The following is a 19,955-nucleotide window of genomic DNA, read 5'->3' on the forward strand; positions in this document are numbered from 1 at the left end:
ACTCCGCGCAAAGAGCCCGCCGCGCGCAACGCCGGCACGCGCACCGAGCGCCGGGCGGGCGCGGGCGGGAGACCCGCCGCGGGAAGCACCGCAGCGCGTGACACGCCACCGCGGAAACCGCCGCGGCACAGGGCACGCAGCCATCCGGCGGCACCGCTGCGCACGGCACGCCACCGCGGGAAGCATCACGGCGCGCGGGGCGCGGTCGTCCGGCGGAACAGCCGGTGCGACCGCGCCCCGCGCGTCCGAGGTTCAGCCCCGGGCCCCCAGCAGGTGGTCCATCGCCAGCTGGTCGAGGCGCTCGAAGGCCATGCCCCGCGCGGCGGCGGCGTCGACGTCGAAGTCCTCGAACGCGGACCGGTCGTCGAGCAGTGCCTGGAGGCCGTCGGCCGCCGTGGGCTGGGCCAGCTGGTCCAGCCGGGCCGCGCGCAGCGCCTCCTGCACCTCCGGGTCGGCGCGGAAGGCGGCCGCGCGCTCCTTGAGGATCAGGTAGTTGCGCATGCAGCCGGCCGCGGAGGCCCACACACCGTCGAGGTCCTCGGTCCGCGGCGGCTTGAAGTCGAAGTGCTTCGGGCCGCTGTACCCGGCCGACTCCAGCAGGTCCACGAGCCAGAACGCGGACCGCAGGTCGCCCGCGCCGAAGCGGAGGTCCTGGTCGTACTTGATGCCGGACTGGCCGTTGAGGTCGATGTGGAACAGCTTGCCCGCCCACAGCGCCTGGGCGATGCCGTGCGGGAAGTTCAGCCCGGCCATCTGCTCGTGGCCGACCTCCGGGTTGACGCCGTACAGCTCGGGCCGCTCCAGGCGCTCGATGAAGGCCAGGGCGTGTCCGACGGTGGGCAGCAGGATGTCGCCGCGCGGCTCGTTCGGCTTGGGCTCGATGGCGAAGCGGATGTCGTAGCCCTGGGCGGTGACGTACTCGCCGAGCAGGTCGAAGGCCTCCTTCATCCGCTCCAGGGCGTCCCGCACGTCCTTGGCGGCGCCGGACTCGGCGCCCTCCCGGCCGCCCCAGGCCACGTAGACCTCGGCACCGAGCTCGACCGCGAGGTCGATGTTGCGGATGGTCTTGCGCAGCGCGTAGCGGCGCACGTCGCGGTCGTTGGCGGTGAACGCGCCGTCCTTGAACACCGGGTGGGTGAACAGGTTGGTCGTCGCCATCGGCACCTTCATGCCGGTGGAGTCCAGCGCCTGCCGGAACCGCTTGATGTGTTCCTCCCGCTCGCTGTCGCTCGAGCCGAAGGGGATGAGGTCGTCGTCGTGGAAGGTGACGCCGTAGGCGCCCAGCTCGGCCAGGCGCCGCACCGACTCGACCGGGTCGAGGGCACGCCGCGTGGCGTCGCCGAAGGGGTCCCGTCCCTGCCAGCCGACGGTCCACAGTCCGAAGGTGAACCTGTCCTCGGGGGTGGGCTGGTAGCTCATGCCGCGGCTCCTTGCTCGCTGAGACTATTTCGTCATGGCGGTTTACAAATTAGTATGCGGGAGCAGTTCAGGGAAGAGACACAGCCCGCTGAGTCGCGGAAGAGGGAGAGACCGATGCCAGCAGCCGAGGGTCCGCTCGTCGTCGGCGTGGACACATCCACCCAGTCCACCAAGGCGCTGGTCGTCGACGTGGCCACCGGCCGGGTCGTCGCGAGCGGTCAGGCCCCGCACACGGTGACCTCCGGGGCGGGCCGGGAGAGTGATCCGCGCCAGTGGTGGGACGCCCTGTGCGAAGCGCTGCGCCAGTGCGGCGAGCCGGCGCACGAGGCCGCCGCCGTGTCGATCGGCGGACAGCAGCACGGTCTGGTCACCCTGGACGCGCAGGGCGAGCCGGTGCGCCCGGCGCTGCTGTGGAACGACGTGCGGTCCGCGCCGCAGGGCCGCCGGCTGATCGAGGAACTGGGCGGCGCGAAGTTCTGGGCCGAGCGCACCGGAAGCGTCCCCGCCGCCTCCTTCACGGTCACGAAGTGGGCCTGGCTGGCGGAGCACGAGCCGGAGGCGGTCCGCGCCACCAAGGCCGTCCGGCTCCCCCACGACTACCTCACCGAGCGGCTCACCGGCGAGGGCACGACCGACCGCGGCGACGCCTCCGGCACCGGCTGGTGGGCCTCCGGGACCGAGGCCTACGACGAGGAGATCCTCGCGCACGTGGGCCTCGACCCGGCGCTGCTGCCCCGCGTCGTGCGCCCCGGCGAGGTGGCCGGGACCGTGCGCGACAGCCACGACCTGCCGTTCTCCAAGGGCACCCTGGTGGCGTGCGGCACCGGAGACAACGCCGCGGCCGCGCTGGGTCTCGGGGTGCGCCCCGGCACACCGGTGATGAGCCTCGGCACCTCGGGCACCGTGTACGCCGTGTCGCGGCACAGGCCGGCGGACCCGAGCGGCACCGTGGCGGGCTTCGCCGACGCGCGCGGCGACTGGCTGCCGCTGGCCTGCACGCTCAACTGCACGCTCGCGGTGGACCGGGTGGCGAGCCTGCTGGGCCTGGACCGCGAGGCCGTCGAGCCCGGTCCCGGCGTCACGCTTCTGCCCTTCCTGGACGGCGAGCGCACCCCGAACCTCCCCCGCTCCTCCGGTCTGCTGCACGGACTGCGCCACGACACGACCGGCGGCCAGTTGCTCCAGGCCGCCTATGACGGCGCCGTGCACTCCCTGCTCGGCGCGCTGGATCTCGTGCTCGGCGAAGACGACGAGGACACCGATCCGTCGGCACCCCTGCTCCTGATCGGCGGCGGTGCGCGGGGAACGGCCTGGCAGCAGACCGTACGGCGGCTGTCGGGGCGGCCCGTGCAGGTGCCCGAGGCCAGGGAACTCGTCGCGCTCGGTGCGGCGGCGCAGGCGGCCGGGCTGCTCACCGGGGAGGACCCGGCCGCGGTCGCCCGGCGGTGGGACACGGCGGCGGGCCCGGTGCTGGAGGCGGTGGAGCGGGACGAGGAGACGCTGGCCAGGATCGCCGGGGTACTCTCCGACGCGGCTCCGCTGCTGGAGCGCACCCCGGACACCGAGTGACGGCACGGACCGCGGACACCGCCCCGAAGGCACCGACCGGCGGCAGGGGACGACGACGGAGAGACCGAGGACTGACGGAGGAATGAGCGCACCGCTGCACGAGGCCCGCCCGGCCGGTCCGGGGCGCGCACTGCCCGACACCCAGCAGGGCATGCGCCGCCGCAACCTCTCGCGGGTGCTGCACACCGTCAGCGCCGAGGGACCGCTGTCCCGGGCCGCCGTCGCCTCACGCATCGGGCTGACCCGCGCGGCGGTGTCCACCCTGGTCGACGAGCTCATCCGCTCGGGGCTGCTGGAGGAACTGGGCCCCGAGCGGCCCGGACGCGTGGGCCGTCCCGGCTCGGCGCTCGCCGTCAGCGGCCACGGCCCGGCGGGGATCGGCGCCGAGGTCGGCGTCGACCATCTCGCGGTCTGCGCGGTCGACCTGCGCGGACGGGTCCGCTCACGGGCGGTGCGGCACGTGGCGAACCGGAACCGCTCCCCCGAGCCGGTGATCGGGGACCTCACCGAGCTGATACACCGGGTCGTCACCGAGGCCGAGGGCGAGGGCCTGCGGCCGGCGGGGCTCGCCGTGGCCGTACCGGGTCTGGTGGCGCGCGACGCCCGGACCGTCGTACGCGCCCCGAACCTCGGCTGGCAGGACACGGACCTCGGCGGACTGCTGCCGGCCCGGTTCCCGCTCACCGTGGCCAACGAGGCCAATTTCGGCGCCCTCGCCGAACTCTGGCTCGGTGAGGGGACCCCGCGGGACTTCCTCCATGTGTCGGCCGAGATCGGCATCGGTGCCGCGGTGGTCGTGGACGGGCGGCTGCTGCGCGGAAACCGCGGCTTCGCGGGCGAGTTGGGCCATGTGCCGGTGCAGCCCGAGGGACCGGCGTGCGCGTGCGGCGGACGCGGCTGCCTGGAGCAGTACGCCGGCGAGGAGGCGGTGCTGCGCGCGGCCGGCCTGGAGCCGGGCGAGGACCGCGTCGGAGTGCTCGCGGGCCGTGCCGAGCAGGGCGACGCGGCCGTACGGCGCGCCCTGCACGACGCGGGAACGGCGCTCGGCATCGCCCTGACCGGGGCGGTCAATCTGCTGGACCCCGAGAGCGTCGTGCTGGGCGGCGCGCTGTCCGGGCTCGCCCCCTGGCTGCTGCCGTCGCTGCGGTCCGAGCTGGCCCGCCGCACGGCGGGACCGGCCTGCCCCGTCTCCGTGTCCGCGCTGGGTCCCGAAGGACCGCTGCTGGGCGCGGCGCACTCGGTGGTGCGGGGGGTCCTGGACGACCCGGCGGCCGTCGCCGAACGGACCTGAGACGGCCCGTCACCCCACGGACAACAGGGAGCAGGGGCAGGACGACCGCACCGCCGGCCCCGCCCGGGCCTCTCCTCGAGCGACTCCGATCCGTCCTTGTCGCACACGAGGACAAGGGCGTCGTGCCAGGTCATGAGGCCGTCGGCTGCCACGGCGCGATCGCAGGGGACGGCTTCGGCACCTCACCTCTCGATTACGAATCGCTCAACTCCTGGTTTCCGCACGGTGAGCAGGCGACGATGAGGGCATGACACCGGCGCAGCGAGCCATGGAGCGACTGGGGACATGGCCCGACCTCACGGCCTGTCCGGCGAGTTGCGGTACGGGGCAGGCACTCCGCACCTCCCGTGACGAGATCGTCCACTTCCACTCCGCCCGGGACGTGGACCTCCACCTCACTGACCGCGCCATCCAGCGCTTCCACTACGACCTGGGCGGGTCGAGCGCGATACAGCTGGTCCCGGGCTCCTGCTGGGTGACGGTGCACCTGGACTGCGCCACGGACGTCGATCTGCTGCTGAGCCTGGTGAGTGTCGCCCTCAAGGCCCACCAGGCCCGGCCCCGGTCCGCCGGGCCGGCGTCGGCCGGGTGCAACTTCCACCGGGTCGCCGTGCTGCCGCGCGACGCGGTGACCGACCGCTGAGCCACCCGCCCGGCCCGTGGAATCCGCCCCCAAGAGGGTGCCTTTTCCCACCCGTTTCCCTCGGCGTCGGTGTCCCGATCCCTCGGACGACGCGGCCGTCTGGTCCACTGCCCCTGTTTCCTGGGACAGTTGACGAGACTTCAGGGGGGACTGTGACGCGTCGCCGCAAGCGGTTCGCAGCGGGAAGACCGGTACTGAGGGCACTCACGGCGTTCGGTGTGCTGGCCGGTGCCGTCCTGGCGGGGGCGGCACCGGCCGGCGCCGCGCGGGGAGCCGTCGGCCTCGCGCCCGGCGTCACCTACGAGGAGTTCGACATCCCGGCGTCCCACGGAACGGCGCACGCCCACGTGCTGACCGTCGATCTGCGCGACCCGCGCGTACGGGTCGGTCTGCTGCACCCGGGCGCCGTGGCCGCGCGTGCCCCCGTCTCCCTGATGGCCGACGCGCGGGGTGCCGTCGCGGGGGTCAACGGTGACTTCTTCAACATCACCGAGACGCAGCACCCGGGTGTGGCGGCGACCGGGGCGAGCGTGGGCCCGGCGATCGGGGACGGCCGGGCGCTGAAGGCGGCGGTGCCCACCGGCCAGCGGTTCGGTCCCGCACTGCCGCCCGGCACGACCACCGAGGACGTGTTCGGCGTGGGCGCCGACCGGCGGGCCCGCCTGGACCGGCTGGCCCTCGACGGCTCGGTCCGCACCCGGGAGGCCCGGCTGCCGCTCGGCGGGCTCAACCAGTACGCGCTGCCGGTGGACTCGATCGGCGCGTTCACCGAGGAGTGGGGGAGCGTGTCGCGCGTGCGCGCCACCTGCGGCACGGACACCGAACGGGCCGCCCCGTGCAGTGCGGAGACCCACGAGGTGACCGTGCGCGGAGGCCGGGTGGTGTCGACGGCCGGCACGCCCGGCAGCGGGCCGATCGCACCGGGCAGCACGGTGCTGGTGGGCCGGGAGGAAGGCGCCCGGCAGTTGCGGAAGTTCGACGTCGGCGAGCCGGTACGCGTCCGGTACCGGCTGGTGGCCGCCGCGAGCCGGATTCCGTACCGGCTGGCCCTCGGCGGCTACCCGGTGCTGACCGGTGGACGGCCGCTGCCCGGCCTGGACGACACCGCCTCGGCGGTGCGCACCGCCGTGGGCACCGCCGACGGCGGACGGCGCCTGCTGCTGCTCGCGCTCGACGGCTCCCCCGAGTACCGCACCGGGCTGACGATCGCCGAAGTGGCCGACACCATGCGCCGGCTGGGTTCCGCCGACGCCTTCAGCCTGGACGGCGGCGGCTCGTCGACCCTGGTCGCCCGCGCACCCGGCGCGGCGGGGGTCTCCGTACGCAATCACCCCGCCGCCGGCGCCGAACGGCCCGTGCCGAACGGCATCGGCATCTACTCGGACTCCTGAGACCGGCCCGCAGGGACCGGTCCCCGGGACCGTCCCGCCGGCCTCACGGTCCCGTCGGCCTCACGGCTTCACGGCCGCAGACTGCCGACGATGTCCGCGGTCGCCGTGAGGCCGCTGTGGATGGTGGGGGCGATGCTGGTGCTGGCCAGGTAGAAGCCGAGCAGCAGACAGACCAGGGCATGGGAGATCTTCAGACCGCCGTTGCGCAGGAAGATCACCGCCAGGACCGAGAGCAGCAGCACCACAGAGATGGAAACGGCCATCGTCAACCTCCTCCGCCACGTCCGCTTCGCGGCGTTCGGCCGCAAGTGTGGCGTAGCGGAGGGTTCGTCCGGGCTGCTGACCTGTCCTCCGAACGTGTGGTGTCACGCCCGCCGGTAGGCGTCGAGGAAGGATTCCAGCCCCGCGAGGTCGTCGGTGTTGAGGAAGTCGACGTCCGCGGCGACCAGCTCGCCCCACAGCGCGTCCCGTGCGGGCCCCGGCAGGTCCGGGGTGGCCCAGAACCGCACCTTCTGGCCACGGGCGTGGGCGGTGCTCACGATGTCCCGCAGCTTCCGGCGCTCGGCGTCGGGGAACGTGCCGACGCCCCGCCAGGTGAAGTGGAGCGTCCAGTTGTCGCTGATCAGCGGGATGAAGGAGGACCGCGCCGGACCGCCGAGGTCGGCGAGCCGGCCGTCGTAGAAGGCGCGGCGCACCCGCTGGGCCTCCATGGGCACGCGGGCCGCGCGGTTGCCGGAGACGACGGCGGTGACGGGGCCGGGCAGGACACGGCCGTGCGCGAAGGTGGTGAACAGGTGCCGGTAGCGGCGCAGACGGCGGTCGAGTTCGAGGTAGGTGGACGAGCCCTCGGTCTTGATGTCGACGAGGAGCTGGAGCGACCCCCGGTGCCCCCGGTACACGGAGCCGCGGTTGGCGCGGACGCGGGCGGCGAGCGGGTCGAGGTAGAGGGACTCCAGGGTGCGGGACGGGTCGAGGTCCTCGGGGTCGTGGGCGACGAGGAGTTGGTCGCCGACCAGGAAGATGTCCGCCTCGACGCTGCCGAAGCGGTGGTCGAGGGCGTCGAGGAGGGGGCGCGGGTGCTCGTAGTCGTTGTGGGCGTGGGCGCGCCACAGCGGGCGCGGGCGGTGCTCGTGTTCGCGGGCCAGCGCCTGGGTGGCGGGCAGGGCGACGGAGCCGGCGAGGGCGGCGCCGAGGGTGGTGAGGGCTCTGCGACGGGTGGTGAGGGCCATGCTCTGCCTCCCTTTGATGCCGTACAGGACGTCAGTGAGTATGAGGTCCCGATGTGCTCAAAGAGCAGAGCTGTGAGGGGAGTTGGCCGATCCGACCGCCTGCGTTCACTTCACCGGCGCAGGTACGGCACGGAAGAAGCCCGCCCCTTGGGGGGCGGGCTTCTCCGGTCGTTCGGCCGGGTGCCGTCAGGGTGCCCGGAGGTCCACCAGCCCGGCCAGCGCCTCCCGGTGGGCACCCGCCGTGCCGTAGGCGATCGAGTCGGCCTTGGCGCGCTTCAGGTAGAGGTGCACCGGGTGCTCCCAGGTCATGCCGATGCCGCCGTGCAGTTGCAGTGCCTCCTCGGCGGCCCGGACCGCGACGGGGGCCGCGTAGGCCTGGGCGACGGCGACCGCCACGTCGGCGTCCTCGCCGGTCGCGAGGGCGTCGGCGGCGCCCCGGGCGGCGGCGCGGAGGTGGACGACCTCCAGCCACAGCTGGGCCAGCCGGTGCTTGAGCGCCTGGAACCCGCCGACGGGGCGGTTGAACTGCTTGCGGTCCTTCAGGTAGCGGACGGTCTCCGTCAACGCCCAGTCGGCGACCCCGAGTTGTTCCGAGGCGAGCAGTCCGGCCCCGGCCCGCAGGGCGCGGCGTACGGCGGGTTCGGCGTCGCCCAGCCGGTGTCCCCGGGCACCGTCGAGGGTGACCTCGGCGACCGGCCTGGTGAGGTCCAGGGACGTCTGCGGGGTGAGGGTGACCGCGTCGGCCTCCACCGCGTACAGCCCGCCGTCGTCCGCCGGCACGAGCAGCACGTCGGCGACCGCGGCGTCCGCGATGCCGGTCAGCCGTCCGTGCAGCGCACCGCTCTGCAGCCGTACGGTGGTGAAGGCGGCGCCGGGGGCGGTGTGCAGCCCGACGGCGAGGGCGCCGGTCCTGCGCCCGGACGCCAGCCCGGCGAGCAGCTCGTCGCCGTCCTCACAGGCGAGCAGGGCCTCGGTGGCCACGACCGCGCTGGTCAGATACGGCACGGGCGCGACGGCGCGCCCCAACTCCTCCAGGACGACGGCGGCTTCGCGAGGGGTGGCGCCCTGGCCGCCCCGGTCCTCCGGGACCAGCAGGCCGGCGAGGCCCATGCCGTCGGCGAGCGCCTTCCACAGGGACGGGTCGTGCGGGGAGGCCGACTCGACGCGGGCGATCACTCCCGCCACGTCGCAGTGGTCGGTGAGCAGGTCCCGGACGGCGGCGCGCAGCGCCTCTTCCTCTTCCGAGTACAGCAGGTCGGGCTGTGTGCTCATCGGGAGAGGTCCTTCCACGCGACGTCCTTGTCGGTGCGCGGCTCGGCCGGCAGGCCCAGGACGCGCTCGGCGACGATGTTCAGCAGGACCTCACTGGTCCCGCCCTCGATGCTGTTGCCCTTGGAGCGGAGGTAGCGGTAGCCGGCGTCGCGGCCGGTGAAGTCGACCAGCTCCGGGCGGCGCATGGTCCAGTCGTCGTACAGCAGGCCCTCCTCGCCGCGGAGTTCCACCTCCAGTCCGCTGATCTCCTGGTTGAGGCGGGCGAAGGCGAGCTTCATGCCGGCGCCCTCGGGGCCGGGCTGGCCGGCGACGAGCTGCTGGCGCAGGCGTTCGCCGGTGAGGCGGGCGACCTCGGCCTCGACCCACAGCTTCAGCAGCCGCTGGTGCAGGTCGTGGGTGCGCAGCGCGGGGCGTTCGCGCCAGGTCTTCGCGACCGGGCCGATCATGCCGCCCTCGCGGGGCAGCCGCATGCCGCCGATGGCGACGCGTTCGTTGTTCAGCGTGGTCTGCGCGACCCGCCAGCCGTCACCGACCTCGCCGAGGCGGCGGGAGTCGGGGATGCGGACGTCGGTGAGGAAGACCTCGTTGAACTCGGCCTCGCCGGTGATCTGGCGCAGCGGCCGCACCTCGACGCCGGGGTCGGTCATGTCGCACAGGAAGTAGGTGATGCCCCGGTGCTTGGGGACGTCCGGGTCGGTGCGGGCGATGAGGATGGCCCAGCGGGCGAGGTGGGCGCTGGAGGTCCACACCTTCTGCCCGTTGACCACCCAGTCCTCGCCCTCGCGCACGGCGCGCGTGCCGAGCGCGGCCAGGTCGGATCCGGCGCCCGGCTCGCTGAACAGCTGGCACCAGACCTCCTCGCCGGTCCACAGCGGCTTCAGGAAGCGCCGCTTCTGCTCCTCCGTGCCGTACTGCAGGATCGTCGGCGCGGCCATGCCCAGGCCGATGCCGATGCGCCGCGGGTCGTTGTCGGGGGCTCCCGCGGCCTCCAGTTCCGCGTCCACGACGACCTGGAGGGAGCGCGGGACGCCGAGCCCGCCGAGCCCCTCGGGGAAGTGCACCCAGGCGAGTCCGGCGTCGAAGCGGGCGCGCAGGAAGTCCAGGCGCTCGGTCTCGGCGGGCGGATGCGCGGCCAGCAACTCCTGCGCGCGGCGGCGCAGTTCGGCGGCGTCGGTCATGCGGCGGCTCCGTTCTGAAGTGCGGGCAGCACGGCGACGCGTCCGGTGGTGACACCGTCGGCGACCCGCTGCACGGCGGTCGCGGCGCCGGCGAGCGGCACGCGCTCGCTCACCAGCGGCGCGATCGCGCCCCGGGCGGCCAGCTCGGTGAGCTGCTCGTGGCAGTGCCGGACCAGCTTCGGGTTCTTGGTGTTGTACAGGCCCCAGTGCAGGCCGAGGATCGAGTAGTTCTTCACCAGGGCGTGGTTCAGCGCCGGGCTGGGGATCGAGCCGCTGGCGAAGCCGACGACCACGATCCGCCCCTCGAAGGCGACCGCCTTGGCGGACTGGGCGTAGGCCTGGCCGCCGACGGGGTCGTAGACCACGTCGGCGCCCCGGCCGCCGGTGGCCTCCTTGACGGCGGCGACGACGTCCTGCTCGCGCCGGTCGATCACCACGTCGCAGCCCAGCCCGCGGGCGACGGCCGCCTTCTCGGCGCCGCCGACGACGCCGATGACCGTGGCGCCCGCCGCCTTGCCGAGCTGTACGGCCGCGCTGCCGACCCCTCCCGCGGCAGCGTGGACGAGCAGGGTCTCGCCGGCCTCGAGACCGGCCCGGCGGTGCAGGCCGAACCAGCCGGTCTGGTAGCCGATGTGCAGGGCGGCGGCCTCGGCGTCGTCCAGCGCGTCCGGGGCGGGCAGCAGTGCGGCGGCGTCCGCGACGGCGTACTCGGCGAAACCGCCGTGCGGCAGCGCGGGATTGGCGATCACGCGGCGCCCGTCCTCGGTCTCGCCGCAGATCTCCACACCCGGTGTGAACGGCAGCGGCGGCCTGACCTGGTACTGCCCCCGGCACATCAGCGCGTCGGGGAAGTTGATGTTGGCGGCGCGCACCCTCAGCAGGACCTGGCCGTCGCCCGGCGTCGGCCGCGCCACCTCCGTGAGGCGCATCACCTCACCCGGCTCGCCGATCTCGTGCACTTGCCATGCCTGCATGCGGAGCCTCCACGGGGCTTGGAACGTCGTGTTCGCCTGACCGGGTCCACCGCATACTAAGCGGTCGCTTGCCGAGAGGGAACAGTCCGGTCCGTCACGCCCGCCTGGGCCGCGCCCGTACGTGCATCCGCTCGCCCTGCGGTCCGAACAGGCTGAGGAACTCCGCGGGCCCCTCCCCCGTCGAGCCGAACCAGTGCGGCACACGCGTGTCGAACTCGGCGGCCTCCCCCGCCGTCAGCACCACGTCGTGCTCGCCCAGCACCAGCCGGAGCTTCCCGGACAGCACGTACAGCCACTCGTAGCCCTCGTGGGTACGGGGTTCCGGCTCGAGCTTCCGCTGCGGTTCGAGCACCTTGTAGGCCTGGAGTCCGCCGGGCTGCCGGGTGAGCGGCCAGTGGGTGCGGCCGTGGCGCCGGATCGGCTCGGAGCGGACGCGCGGGTCGCCGACGGGCGGCGCGCCGACCAGTTCGTCCAGCGGCACCTGGTGGGCCTGCGCGATCGGCAGCAGCAGCTCCAGGCTGGGTCTGCGCAGTCCGGACTCCAGCCGCGAGAGGGTGCTGACGGAGATGCCGGTCGCCTCGGACAGCGCGGCGAGGGTCACCTCCCGCTCCTTCCTGATCCGCCGCAGCCGGGGGCCCACATCCGCGAGAACGTCGTCCGTAGTCATGCGCTTATTGCAGGATCGGCAAAGATGTTTGTCAATACGGCAGCTCTCGGGGGACCGTCGGCGTGGAGGTGGTCACCATGACCGAGATGAACGGGAATGCCGGGCGGACCGGGAAGACCGTCGGGTACGGCAACGAGACCCATGACGTGGTGGTCGTCGGGGGCGGCGCCGCCGGGCTGTCCGCCGCGCTGGTGCTCGGGCGGGCCCGGCGGCGCACGCTGGTCGTCGACGCGGGCGAGCCGCGCAACGCGCCCTCGTCCCACATGCAGGGCTATCTGTCCCGGGACGGGATGTCACCGGCCGATTTCCTGGCGGCCGGGCGGGAGGAGATCGCGCGCTACGGCGTCGAGCTCGTCCGTGACCGGGTGACGGACGTGACCCGGGACGAGGACTTCACCGTCGTACTCGACGGAGGGCGGGTCGTGCGGGCCCGCAGGCTGGTCGTCGCCACCGGGCTGAAGGACGAGCTGCCCGCGGTGCCCGGGGTCGCCGAGCGGTTCGGGCGGGACGTGCTGCACTGCCCGTTCTGCCACGGCTGGGAGGTGCGCGACGAGCCCTTCGGCGTTCTCGCGTCCAGCGCGATGAGCGTGCACCAGGCGCTGATGGTGTCCCAGTGGTCCAAGGACGTCACCTTCTTCCTGCACACGGTCGCCGAGGAGGAACTGTCCGACCAGGACCTGCGGCGGCTGGCCGCCGCCGGGGTCGACGTGGTGCCCGGTGAGGTCGCGGAGGTGCTGGTCGAGGACGACCGGCTCACCGGGGTCCGCCTCGCCGACGGCTCCACGCACGCCCGTTCCGTGCTCTACGTCGGGCCGCGCCCCGTGCCGCAGACGAGCCTGCTGGAGCGGCTGGGCGCCGAGATGAACGAGACCCCGTTCGGCACGTACCCGGTCGTCGACGCCACGGGCCTGACCACGGTGCCCGGCGTCTGGGCGGCGGGCAACGCGATCGGCTTCGCCGAACAGGTCGTCCACGCGGCGAGCGGCGGCTACCGCGCGGCGGCCGCGATCGTCGGGGACCTGCTCATGACCGACCTGGACGCGGCGGTGACCGGGTGACCCCCGGTGGCCGGGACCGGGCGGCTCCCGGCGACCGGGGTGTGGAGCGCACGGCTCCGTAGCACCATGGCCCCATGCTGCTGTCCCGGCTGGCCCGTGTGTCCCAGGAGGTCGCCGCCGCCTCGGCGCGGTCCCGGAAGATCGCTCTGCTCGCCGAGCTGTTCCGGGACGCCGGGGCGGACGACGTGCCGATCGTCATCCCGTATCTGGCGGGACGGCTGCCGCAGGGACGGCTCGGCGTCGGCTGGAAGGTGCTGAGCCGCCCGGTCGCCCCCGCCGCCGAGCCGGCCCTGACCGTCCACGAGGTCGACGCCCTGCTCAGCCGGCTGAGCGAGGTGTCCGGCCCCGGATCGCAGGCCGAGCGGGCCCGGCTGGTCGGGGAGTTGCTGGGCGCGGCCACCGAGGACGAACAGCGGTTCCTGCTCGGGCTGCTCACCGGAGAGGTCCGGCAGGGCGCCCTGGACGCGGTCGCGGTGGAGGGGCTGGCCCGGGCGACGGGAGCGCCCTCGGCGGACGTACGGCGCGCGGTGATGCTCGCGGGCTCCCTGCAGACGGTGGCCGGGGCGCTGCTGGCGGACGGTCCCGCCGCGCTGGAGCGGTTCCGTCTCACCGTCGGCCGTCCGGTGCTGCCGATGCTGGCGCACAGCGCCTCCTCGGTCGCCGAGGCGCTCGAAAAGCTCGGCGCCTGCGCGGTCGAGGAGAAGCTGGACGGCATCCGGGTCCAGGTCCACCGTGACGGCGACACCGTCCGCGTGCACACCCGGACCCTCGACGACATCACCGACCGGCTGCCGGAAGTGACCGCGGCGGCGCGGGAGCTGCGGGGTGAGCGCTTCATTCTCGACGGGGAGGTCATCTCCTTCGACGCCGACGGGCGCCCCCGCTCGTTCCAGGAGACCGCCGGGCGGGTCGGCTCCCGGGTGGACGTGGCGACGGCCGCCCGCGAGGTCCCCGTCTCCCCCGTCTTCTTCGACGCGCTGTCCGTCGACGGCCGCGACCTGCTGGACCTGCCGTTCGCCGAGCGGCACGCGGAGCTGGCCCGGCTCGTCCCGGAGCCCCTGCGGGTGCGGCGCACGGTGGTGTCCGGGCCGCGGGACACGAGCGCCGCGGAGGAGTTCCTCGCCGAGACCCTGGAGCGCGGCCACGAGGGAGTCGTGGTCAAGGGACTCGACGCCCCCTACAGCGCGGGCCGGCGTGGCGCGGCGTGGCTGAAGGTCAAGCCCGTGCACACGCTCGACCTGGTGGTGCTGGCCGCCGAGTGGGGGCACGGCCGGCGCGCCGGGAAGCTGTCCAACCTGCACCTGGGCGCCCGCACCGCCGACGGCGGTTTCGCCATGCTCGGCAAGACGTTCAAGGGCATGACCGACGCGATGCTGGCCTGGCAGACCGAGCGGCTGCGGGAGCTGGCCGTCGACGACAGCGGGTACGTCGTCACCGTACGTCCCGAGCTCGTCGTGGAGGTCGCCTACGACGGCCTCCAGCGCTCCCCCCGTTACCCGGCCGGCGTCACCCTCCGCTTCGCCCGCGTGGTCCGCTACCGCGAGGACAAGCGCCCCGAGGAGGCCGACACGGTCGAGGCGCTGCTCGCCGCGCATCCGAAGGCACGGCCGTGAAGGGCGCCCGCAGCGCCGGCCTGCTGCTGTTCCGGCACACCGATCAGGGTCTCGAGGTGCTGCTCGGTCACATGGGCGGCCCGTTCTTCGCGCGGCGGGACACCGGGGCGTGGACCGTTCCCAAGGGCGAGTACGACCCCGCCGAACCGGCCCGGGAGGCGGCGCGCCGGGAGTTCCGGGAGGAGCTGGGGCTGCCGCCGCCGGACGGGGAGGCGGTCCCGCTCGGGGAGGTCCGGCAGTCGGGCGGCAAGATCGTCACGGTCTGGGCGGTCGAGGCCGACCTGGACCCGGCGACGGTCGTCCCCGGTACGTTCGCGATGGAGTGGCCGCCGAGGTCGGGGCGGATCCGGGAGTTCCCGGAGCTCGACCGGGTGGAGTGGTTCGCCCTGGACCGGGCCCGGGAGGTGATCGTCACCGCGCAGGCGGCGTTTCTCGACCGCTTGGCGGAGCACTCGTCCTGAGGAGCCCTCCCGCGTTGCGCCGCCCACCGCCGCGCGGGAAGGTCGAAGGCACAGCCCGCCCCCAGGGAGGTCAGCGATGCCCATCGCAACGGTGAATCCGGCGAACGGCGAGACGGTCAAGACGTACGAGGCCATGGGCGAGGACGAGATCGAGCGCCGGCTCCGGCTCGCGGAGGCCACGTTCCGCACCTACCGGACGACGGCCTTCGACGAGCGCGCCCGTCTGCTGCACCGGGCCGCGGACCTCCTCCAGGAGGACCAGGACACCATCGCCCGGGTGATCACCACGGAGATGGGCAAGCCGGTCAGGCAGGCCCGCGCGGAGGCCGCCAAGTGCGCCAAGGCGATGCACTGGTACGCCGATCACGCGGCGGAGCTCCTGGCCGACGAGGAACCCGACGCCTCCGACGTGAAGGACTCCGGCGCCTCCCGGGTCGTGGTGCGCTACCGGCCGCTCGGCCCGGTGCTCGCCGTGATGCCGTGGAACTTCCCGCTGTGGCAGGTGGTCCGGTTCGCGGCGCCCGCGCTGATGGCGGGCAACGTGGGCCTGCTCAAGCACGCCTCGAACGTGCCGGAGACCGCCCTGTACCTGGAGGACCTGTTCCACCGGGCGGGCTTCGCCGAGGGCTGCTTCCAGACCCTGCTCATCGGTTCCGCCGCGGTCGACGACATCCTGCGGGACGAGCGGGTGAAGGCGGCCACCCTCACCGGCAGCGAGCCCGCGGGACGCGCGGTCGCCTCGACCGCCGGGGAGATGATCAAGAAGACGGTGCTGGAGCTGGGCGGCAGCGACCCGTTCGTGGTCATGCCGTCCGCCGACCTGGACCGGGCCGCCGAGGTCGCCGTGACCGCGCGGACCCAGAACACCGGGCAGTCCTGCATCGCCGCCAAGCGGTTCATCGTGCACACGGACGTCTACGACGCCTTCGCCGAGCGCTTCACCGCGGGCATGAAGGCCCTGAAGGTCGGCGACCCGATGGACGAGGAGACGGACATCGGCCCGCTCTCCAGCGAACGGGGCCGTACCGACCTGGAGGAACTGGTCGACGACGCCGTACGCGCGGGCGCCACCGTGCTGTGCGGCGGCGAGCGTCCCGACGGGCCCGGGTGGTTCTACCCTCCGACCGTGCTCGCCGGGATCACCCGGCAGATGCGCATCCACCGGGAGGAGGCCTTCGGTCCGGTCGCCACGCTGTACCGGGCGGCCGACCTGGACGAGGCCGTACTGATCGCCAACGACTCGCTCTTCGGCCTGAGTTCCAACGTCTGGACGCGTGACGAGGCCGAGGTCGACCGGTTCGTCCGGGACCTGGAGGCGGGCAGCGTGTACGTGAACGGCATGACGGCGTCCCATCCGGCGTTCCCGTTCGGCGGGGTCAAGCGGTCCGGGTACGGGCGTGAGCTGTCCGGGCACGGAATCCGCGAGTTCTGCAACATCACCACGGTTTGGCAGGGTGCGTGATGCTTCCGCGGTTACGATCCCGACTGTGAACCGCGAAGTGACTCTGCCTCTGATCGTCGACGACCGCGGTACCTTGCAGGTGGCCGCGGCCGACGTGAGCAAATTGCTCCGCACGGTGGGCGGACGGTGGCTGCATCTCGTGGAGGCCGGGGAGGACGGACTCGACGAGGACACGGTGGCCGCGCTCACCATCGAGCTGGCGAAGCTGGCCGACCGGATCGATGTGGCGTGCATCGCGCACAGCAGTGGCGGCGCGCCGTAGGGGTGGTCAGGCCGGCTGTGCGAGCGTCGCCCAGAACATCGCCTCGTAGCTCTGCAGCAGGCGGCCGTAGCGGCGTGCGCGGCTCTCGTCCAGGCTGCCCGCGTCCAGGGCCGCCTGGACCGCCGCCGTGGCCGTCCGGTCCAGGTCCGGGGCCGGTTCGGCGAAGAAGTCGAAGAAGGCGCATGCCTCGTCGGTGAAGCCGTAGTGGGTGCGCAGGGCCTTCGCGATCGTGGCGCAGTAGCCGCCCCAGGCCGAGAAGTTGGCGGTCACGGCGAGGACGGCGTCGGCCGGTGCGGCGTTGAGGGCCAGCCAGGCGACGTAGGCGGGATAGGCCTGACAGCCCGGCAGGGGGTCGTACGCGTCCGCGCGGGCCGCGTCCGCGCCGCAGGCGGCCGCGAACGGTTCCAGGTGCCCCTCGGCGAGTGCCTCGCCCTCCGCGAGAGCGGTGAAGAACGCGGCGCACTGCGGCTCGGCCGCGGACCTGTCCGCCAGGTGCAGGAACGCGCGGCGGTCCGCGGGGATCACCTGGCGTTGTTCCAGGGCGAGCGCGGCCAGGGCGTCCCGGTCCGCCTCGCCGCGGGCGATCAGCGGCACGAGGGGGTTGGAGCGCGGGTCCGGGGCCAGATCGCGGGTGGTCGTCTCCAGCAGGTCCCGGGCCGTGCGTGTCATCGCGTCCTCCGTCGTGTCGGTCACACACGAACGTTCCCCCGCGGCGGGGCGCGGGTAACCCGGCGGTGCCGCCCGCACCGCCGGGTCGTTCCCGTGGCCGCCTCAGCGGATGGGCATGCCCGACAGGGTGCGGGCGATCACCAGGCGCTGGATCTCGCTCGTGCCCTCGAAGATGGTGTAGATCGCGGCGTCGCGGTGCATCCGCTCCACCGGGTACTCGCGGGTGTAGCCGTTGCCGCCCAGGATCTGGATCGCCTGGGCGGTGACCTTCTTGGCGGTCTCGCTGGCGAACAGCTTGGACATCGAGCCCTCGGCGGCCGTGAAGGGCTTGCCGTTGACCGCCATCCAGGAGGCGCGCCACACCAGGAGGCGGGCGGCGTCGATCTGGGTGCGCATGTCGGCGAGCTGGAAGGCGACGCCCTGGTTGTCGATGATCGGGCGGCCGAACTGCTCGCGCGTCTGGGCGTACTCCAGGGCGACCTCGTACGCCGCGCGGGCGGTGCCGACCGCCATGGCACCGACCGCCGGGCGGGACGCCTCGAAGGTGGCCATCGCGGCGTTCTTCACCCGCTCGCCGCCCTTCTTCGCCTTCTCGCGGGCGCGGGCGAGCCGCTCGTCCAGCTTCTCCTTGCCGCCGAGCAGGCAGGAGCCGGGGACGCGCACGTCGTCCAGGACGACCTCGGCGGTGTGCGAGGCGCGGATGCCGTGCTTCTTGAACTTCTGGCCCTGCGACAGACCGGGCGTGTTCGGCGGGATGATGAAGGACGCGTGGCCCTTGGAGCCCAGCTCGGGGTCGACGACGGCGACGACGACGTGGACGTTGGCGATGCCGCCGTTGGTCGCCCAGGTCTTGGTGCCGTTGATCACCCACTCGTCCTTGGCCTCGTCGTACACCGCGCGGGTGCGCATGGAGGCCACGTCGGAGCCGGCGTCGGGCTCGGAGGAGCAGAACGCGGCGACCTTGACGTCGTTCGCGTCGCCGTACATCTGCGGGATCCAGGTGCCGATCTGCTCGTCGGTGCCGTTGGCGAGGACGCCCACGGCGGCGAGGCCGGTGCCGACGATCGACAGGGCGATGCCCGCGTCGCCCCAGAACAGCTCCTCCATCACCATGGGGATGCCGAGACCGCTTGCGTCGAAGTACTGCTGGGCGTAGAAGTCCAGGGAGTAGATGCCGACCTTGGCCGCCTCCTGGATGACCGGCCAGGGAGTCTCCTCACGCTCGTCCCATTCGGCGGCCGCGGGGCGGATCACATCGGCGGCGAAGCCGTGCAGCCAGTCCCGGACCTCCTTCTGTTCGTCGTTGAGCTCCATGGTGAACTCGGCCATGTCCCCTCCAGCGGGCGCTGCACGCGCACGTGCGTGTTACTTGCGGTAACACGAGTCTGTTACCCACGGGTAGGAAAAGTCAACTCCCCGAGGCCGGTCGGCATCCCGTTCGGTGTCCGCGGCGCCGTCAGTGTTAGTTTGCGCAGGCGTCACCGAAACAGCACGGGTGGGGAGATTCATGGACGCCACACAGCGGACCGATCAGCAGCGGTCCGCCGACCGACGCCGGCGCGAGCTCCTGGAGGCCGCCGACCGAGTGGTGCTGCGCGACGGCCCGCAGGCCTCGATGAACGCGATCGCCGCCGAGGCCGGCATCACCAAACCGATCCTCTACCGGCACTTCGGCGACAAGGGGGGACTCTACGCCGCCCTGGCCAAGCGGCACACCGACGCGTTGCTGGATTCGCTGCGGGCCGCGCTGGACGCCCCGGCCGAGCGGCGCGAGCGGGTCGAGGCGACCCTGGACACCTACCTCTCGGCGATCGAGGCACGTCCTCAGGTGTACCGGTTCCTGATGCACCCGGCGGAGGGATCGCAGAGCGACCAGGGCTTCGACGTCGGCAAGCACTCGGCGCCGCTGCTGCGGCGGATGGGCGAGGAGCTGGCGCAGGTCATCGAGGAGCGGCTGGACCTCGGACCGGGCAGCCAGCAGCTGGCCCGGGTGTGGGGGCACGGCATCGTCGGCATGATGCACGCGGCCGGTGACTGGTGGCTCGGTGAACGTCCCTGTTCCCGCGCCGACTTGGTGCGCAGCCTGGCCGACCTGCTGTGGGGGCGGCTGGCCGCGGCGGGCGACAAGGTGGGCGGCCCGGGGTTCTGACTCCCCCCTCCGTCCCCTCCCCCTCAGTCCTCCCGGCTCCAGGGGGCCCGCTTCACCTGGCGCATGAGCCTGCGGTGCCGCCACCCCGTCAGCCGGTCGGCGTAGAGGCGACCCGCCAAGTGGTCGCACTCGTGCTGCAGGCACCGGGCGAAGAACCCCGTGCCGTGGACGGTGACCGGTTCACCGGTCACCGTGAAGCCCTCGACGACCGCGTGGTCGTGACGCTCCGTCCCGGCCTCCAGCCCCGGCAGGGACAGACAGCCCTCGGGACCGCGCACCACCACGCCGTCCGTCCCGACCAGCCTTGGGTTCACCACATGGCCGAGGTGACGGACGTCCTCGTCGTCCGGGCAGTCGTACACGAACACCCGCAGCGGCTCGCCGACCTGGTTGGCGGCCAGGCCCACCCCCTGGGCCGCGTACATCGTCGCGAACAGGTCCTCCACCAGGCGGGCCAGTTCCGGGCCGAAGTCGGTGACCTCCCGGCAGGGTGCGTGCAGCACCGGGTCGCCGAGCAGGGTGAGGGGCCGCACACGTCCGTGGACGCCGGGGATGGAGCCGTGTCGCATGGCGGCCAGAGTACGGTCCTCCCAGCAACGCCCGTCTCACGAGGGTGCCGCGGTTCTGGAGTGCGAACGGATCTCGATA

At 73.3% G+C, this 19,955-nt stretch carries 20 protein-coding genes; 10 read left to right on the top strand and 10 right to left on the bottom strand.

Annotated elements, in window-relative coordinates:
• Window positions 1–252: 252 nt before the first annotated feature.
• Window positions 253–1,419, bottom strand: coding sequence for a xylose isomerase (xylA, locus tag RIM90_RS13540; RefSeq protein ID WP_309060923.1), 1,167 nt, complete (start codon window positions 1,417–1,419; stop codon window positions 253–255).
• Window positions 1,420–1,533: 114 nt separating this feature from the next.
• Here xylA and xylB point away from each other — a divergent pair, with 114 nt between their 5' ends.
• The 4 genes from xylB to RIM90_RS13560 all read left to right on the top strand — a co-directional run bounded on the left by xylB (window position 1,534) and on the right by RIM90_RS13560 (window position 6,313).
• Window positions 1,534–2,988 (top strand): xylulokinase, encoded by a 1,455-nt coding sequence (gene xylB / locus RIM90_RS13545; RefSeq protein ID WP_309060924.1) that lies wholly within the window; start codon window positions 1,534–1,536, stop codon window positions 2,986–2,988.
• Between the two features lie 82 nt (window positions 2,989–3,070).
• A complete protein-coding gene (locus RIM90_RS13550) occupies window positions 3,071–4,279 on the top strand; it encodes an ROK family transcriptional regulator (RefSeq protein WP_309060925.1) in 1,209 nt (402 codons plus the stop codon).
• A 247-nt stretch (window positions 4,280–4,526) separates the two neighbouring features.
• Complete coding sequence (locus RIM90_RS13555; RefSeq protein WP_309060926.1) at window positions 4,527–4,922, top strand: luciferase family protein; 396 nt, start codon at window positions 4,527–4,529, stop codon at window positions 4,920–4,922.
• Between the two features lie 152 nt (window positions 4,923–5,074).
• A complete protein-coding gene (locus RIM90_RS13560) occupies window positions 5,075–6,313 on the top strand; it encodes a phosphodiester glycosidase family protein (RefSeq protein ID WP_309060927.1) in 1,239 nt (412 codons plus the stop codon).
• A gap of 68 nt (window positions 6,314–6,381) precedes the next feature.
• Here the strand turns inward: RIM90_RS13560 and RIM90_RS13565 are convergent, their stop codons facing one another.
• The 6 genes from RIM90_RS13565 to RIM90_RS13590 form a co-directional block, all read right to left on the bottom strand.
• Window positions 6,382–6,576, bottom strand: a complete 195-nt coding sequence (locus tag RIM90_RS13565; RefSeq protein ID WP_159530260.1) for a hypothetical protein — start codon at window positions 6,574–6,576, stop codon at window positions 6,382–6,384.
• A 102-nt stretch (window positions 6,577–6,678) separates the two neighbouring features.
• The gene (locus RIM90_RS13570; protein WP_309060928.1) at window positions 6,679–7,542 is read right to left on the bottom strand and encodes a phosphatidylinositol-specific phospholipase C/glycerophosphodiester phosphodiesterase family protein; all 864 of its coding nucleotides are present in this window, start codon (window positions 7,540–7,542) and stop codon (window positions 6,679–6,681) included.
• Between the two features lie 186 nt (window positions 7,543–7,728).
• Window positions 7,729–8,814: an acyl-CoA dehydrogenase family protein gene (locus RIM90_RS13575; protein WP_309060929.1), complete on the bottom strand. Its 1,086-nt coding sequence runs from the start codon at window positions 8,812–8,814 to the stop codon at window positions 7,729–7,731.
• A complete protein-coding gene (locus RIM90_RS13580) occupies window positions 8,811–9,992 on the bottom strand; it encodes an acyl-CoA dehydrogenase family protein (RefSeq protein WP_309060930.1) in 1,182 nt (393 codons plus the stop codon). The genes RIM90_RS13575 and RIM90_RS13580 overlap by 4 nt, the downstream gene beginning before the upstream one ends.
• Window positions 9,989–10,966 (bottom strand): NADPH:quinone oxidoreductase family protein, encoded by a 978-nt coding sequence (locus tag RIM90_RS13585; RefSeq protein ID WP_309060931.1) that lies wholly within the window; start codon window positions 10,964–10,966, stop codon window positions 9,989–9,991. The genes RIM90_RS13580 and RIM90_RS13585 overlap by 4 nt, the downstream gene beginning before the upstream one ends.
• 94 nt (window positions 10,967–11,060) lie before the next feature.
• Window positions 11,061–11,633: an XRE family transcriptional regulator gene (locus RIM90_RS13590; protein WP_309060932.1), complete on the bottom strand. Its 573-nt coding sequence runs from the start codon at window positions 11,631–11,633 to the stop codon at window positions 11,061–11,063.
• Between the two features lie 77 nt (window positions 11,634–11,710).
• On the opposite strand from RIM90_RS13590, the gene RIM90_RS13595 reads away from it, so the two are divergent.
• From RIM90_RS13595 to RIM90_RS13615, 5 genes are all read left to right on the top strand, one after another.
• Window positions 11,711–12,691 (top strand): NAD(P)/FAD-dependent oxidoreductase, encoded by a 981-nt coding sequence (locus RIM90_RS13595; protein ID WP_375165441.1) that lies wholly within the window; start codon window positions 11,711–11,713, stop codon window positions 12,689–12,691.
• A 74-nt stretch (window positions 12,692–12,765) separates the two neighbouring features.
• Window positions 12,766–14,304, top strand: a complete 1,539-nt coding sequence (locus tag RIM90_RS13600; RefSeq protein WP_309060933.1) for an ATP-dependent DNA ligase — start codon at window positions 12,766–12,768, stop codon at window positions 14,302–14,304.
• On the top strand, window positions 14,301–14,765 hold the full coding sequence (locus RIM90_RS13605; RefSeq protein WP_309060934.1) for an NUDIX domain-containing protein: 465 nt from the start codon (window positions 14,301–14,303) through the stop codon (window positions 14,763–14,765). The genes RIM90_RS13600 and RIM90_RS13605 overlap by 4 nt, the downstream gene beginning before the upstream one ends.
• Before the next feature lie 76 nt (window positions 14,766–14,841).
• On the top strand, window positions 14,842–16,227 hold the full coding sequence (locus RIM90_RS13610) for an NADP-dependent succinic semialdehyde dehydrogenase (protein ID WP_309060935.1): 1,386 nt from the start codon (window positions 14,842–14,844) through the stop codon (window positions 16,225–16,227).
• Between the two features lie 25 nt (window positions 16,228–16,252).
• Window positions 16,253–16,489, top strand: coding sequence for a DUF6213 family protein (locus RIM90_RS13615; RefSeq protein ID WP_048580541.1), 237 nt, complete (start codon window positions 16,253–16,255; stop codon window positions 16,487–16,489).
• Between the two features lie 6 nt (window positions 16,490–16,495).
• On the opposite strand, the gene RIM90_RS13620 is transcribed toward RIM90_RS13615, so the two are convergent.
• Entirely contained in the window at window positions 16,496–17,158 is a 663-nt protein-coding gene (locus RIM90_RS13620; RefSeq protein ID WP_309060954.1) for a transcriptional regulator, read from the bottom strand.
• A gap of 102 nt (window positions 17,159–17,260) precedes the next feature.
• On the bottom strand, window positions 17,261–18,487 hold the full coding sequence (locus tag RIM90_RS13625; protein WP_309060936.1) for an acyl-CoA dehydrogenase family protein: 1,227 nt from the start codon (window positions 18,485–18,487) through the stop codon (window positions 17,261–17,263).
• Between the two features lie 178 nt (window positions 18,488–18,665).
• Between RIM90_RS13625 and RIM90_RS13630 the strand changes: the two genes are divergently transcribed.
• Window positions 18,666–19,307, top strand: coding sequence for a TetR family transcriptional regulator (locus tag RIM90_RS13630; RefSeq protein WP_309060937.1), 642 nt, complete (start codon window positions 18,666–18,668; stop codon window positions 19,305–19,307).
• A 23-nt stretch (window positions 19,308–19,330) separates the two neighbouring features.
• On the opposite strand, the gene def is transcribed toward RIM90_RS13630, so the two are convergent.
• Window positions 19,331–19,876, bottom strand: coding sequence for a peptide deformylase (gene def / locus RIM90_RS13635; RefSeq protein ID WP_309060938.1), 546 nt, complete (start codon window positions 19,874–19,876; stop codon window positions 19,331–19,333).
• Between the last annotated feature and the right edge of the window lie 79 nt (window positions 19,877–19,955).

The organism is Streptomyces sp. (genome assembly GCF_031181555.1).
GTDB classification, from domain to species: Bacteria; Actinomycetota; Actinomycetes; order Streptomycetales; family Streptomycetaceae; genus Streptomyces; species Streptomyces fimbriatus.

Excerpts from the sequence above, each read along its gene's own strand:
- xylA (WP_309060923.1), bottom strand. The coding sequence starts at position 1,419 with ATGAGCTACCAGCCCACCCCCGAGGACAGGTTCACCTTCGGACTGTGG.
- xylB (WP_309060924.1), top strand. The coding sequence starts at position 1,534 with ATGCCAGCAGCCGAGGGTCCGCTCGTCGTCGGCGTGGACACATCCACC.
- RIM90_RS13550 (WP_309060925.1), top strand. The coding sequence starts at position 3,071 with ATGAGCGCACCGCTGCACGAGGCCCGCCCGGCCGGTCCGGGGCGCGCA.
- RIM90_RS13555 (WP_309060926.1), top strand. The coding sequence starts at position 4,527 with ATGACACCGGCGCAGCGAGCCATGGAGCGACTGGGGACATGGCCCGAC.
- RIM90_RS13565 (WP_159530260.1), bottom strand. The coding sequence starts at position 6,576 with ATGGCCGTTTCCATCTCTGTGGTGCTGCTGCTCTCGGTCCTGGCGGTG.
- RIM90_RS13570 (WP_309060928.1), bottom strand. The coding sequence starts at position 7,542 with ATGGCCCTCACCACCCGTCGCAGAGCCCTCACCACCCTCGGCGCCGCC.
- RIM90_RS13575 (WP_309060929.1), bottom strand. The coding sequence starts at position 8,814 with ATGAGCACACAGCCCGACCTGCTGTACTCGGAAGAGGAAGAGGCGCTG.
- RIM90_RS13580 (WP_309060930.1), bottom strand. The coding sequence starts at position 9,992 with ATGACCGACGCCGCCGAACTGCGCCGCCGCGCGCAGGAGTTGCTGGCC.
- RIM90_RS13585 (WP_309060931.1), bottom strand. The coding sequence starts at position 10,966 with ATGCAGGCATGGCAAGTGCACGAGATCGGCGAGCCGGGTGAGGTGATG.
- RIM90_RS13590 (WP_309060932.1), bottom strand. The coding sequence starts at position 11,633 with ATGACTACGGACGACGTTCTCGCGGATGTGGGCCCCCGGCTGCGGCGG.
- RIM90_RS13595 (WP_375165441.1), top strand. The coding sequence starts at position 11,711 with ATGACCGAGATGAACGGGAATGCCGGGCGGACCGGGAAGACCGTCGGG.
- RIM90_RS13600 (WP_309060933.1), top strand. The coding sequence starts at position 12,766 with ATGCTGCTGTCCCGGCTGGCCCGTGTGTCCCAGGAGGTCGCCGCCGCC.
- RIM90_RS13610 (WP_309060935.1), top strand. The coding sequence starts at position 14,842 with ATGCCCATCGCAACGGTGAATCCGGCGAACGGCGAGACGGTCAAGACG.
- RIM90_RS13620 (WP_309060954.1), bottom strand. The coding sequence starts at position 17,158 with ATGACACGCACGGCCCGGGACCTGCTGGAGACGACCACCCGCGATCTG.
- RIM90_RS13625 (WP_309060936.1), bottom strand. The coding sequence starts at position 18,487 with ATGGCCGAGTTCACCATGGAGCTCAACGACGAACAGAAGGAGGTCCGG.
- RIM90_RS13630 (WP_309060937.1), top strand. The coding sequence starts at position 18,666 with ATGGACGCCACACAGCGGACCGATCAGCAGCGGTCCGCCGACCGACGC.
- def (WP_309060938.1), bottom strand. The coding sequence starts at position 19,876 with ATGCGACACGGCTCCATCCCCGGCGTCCACGGACGTGTGCGGCCCCTC.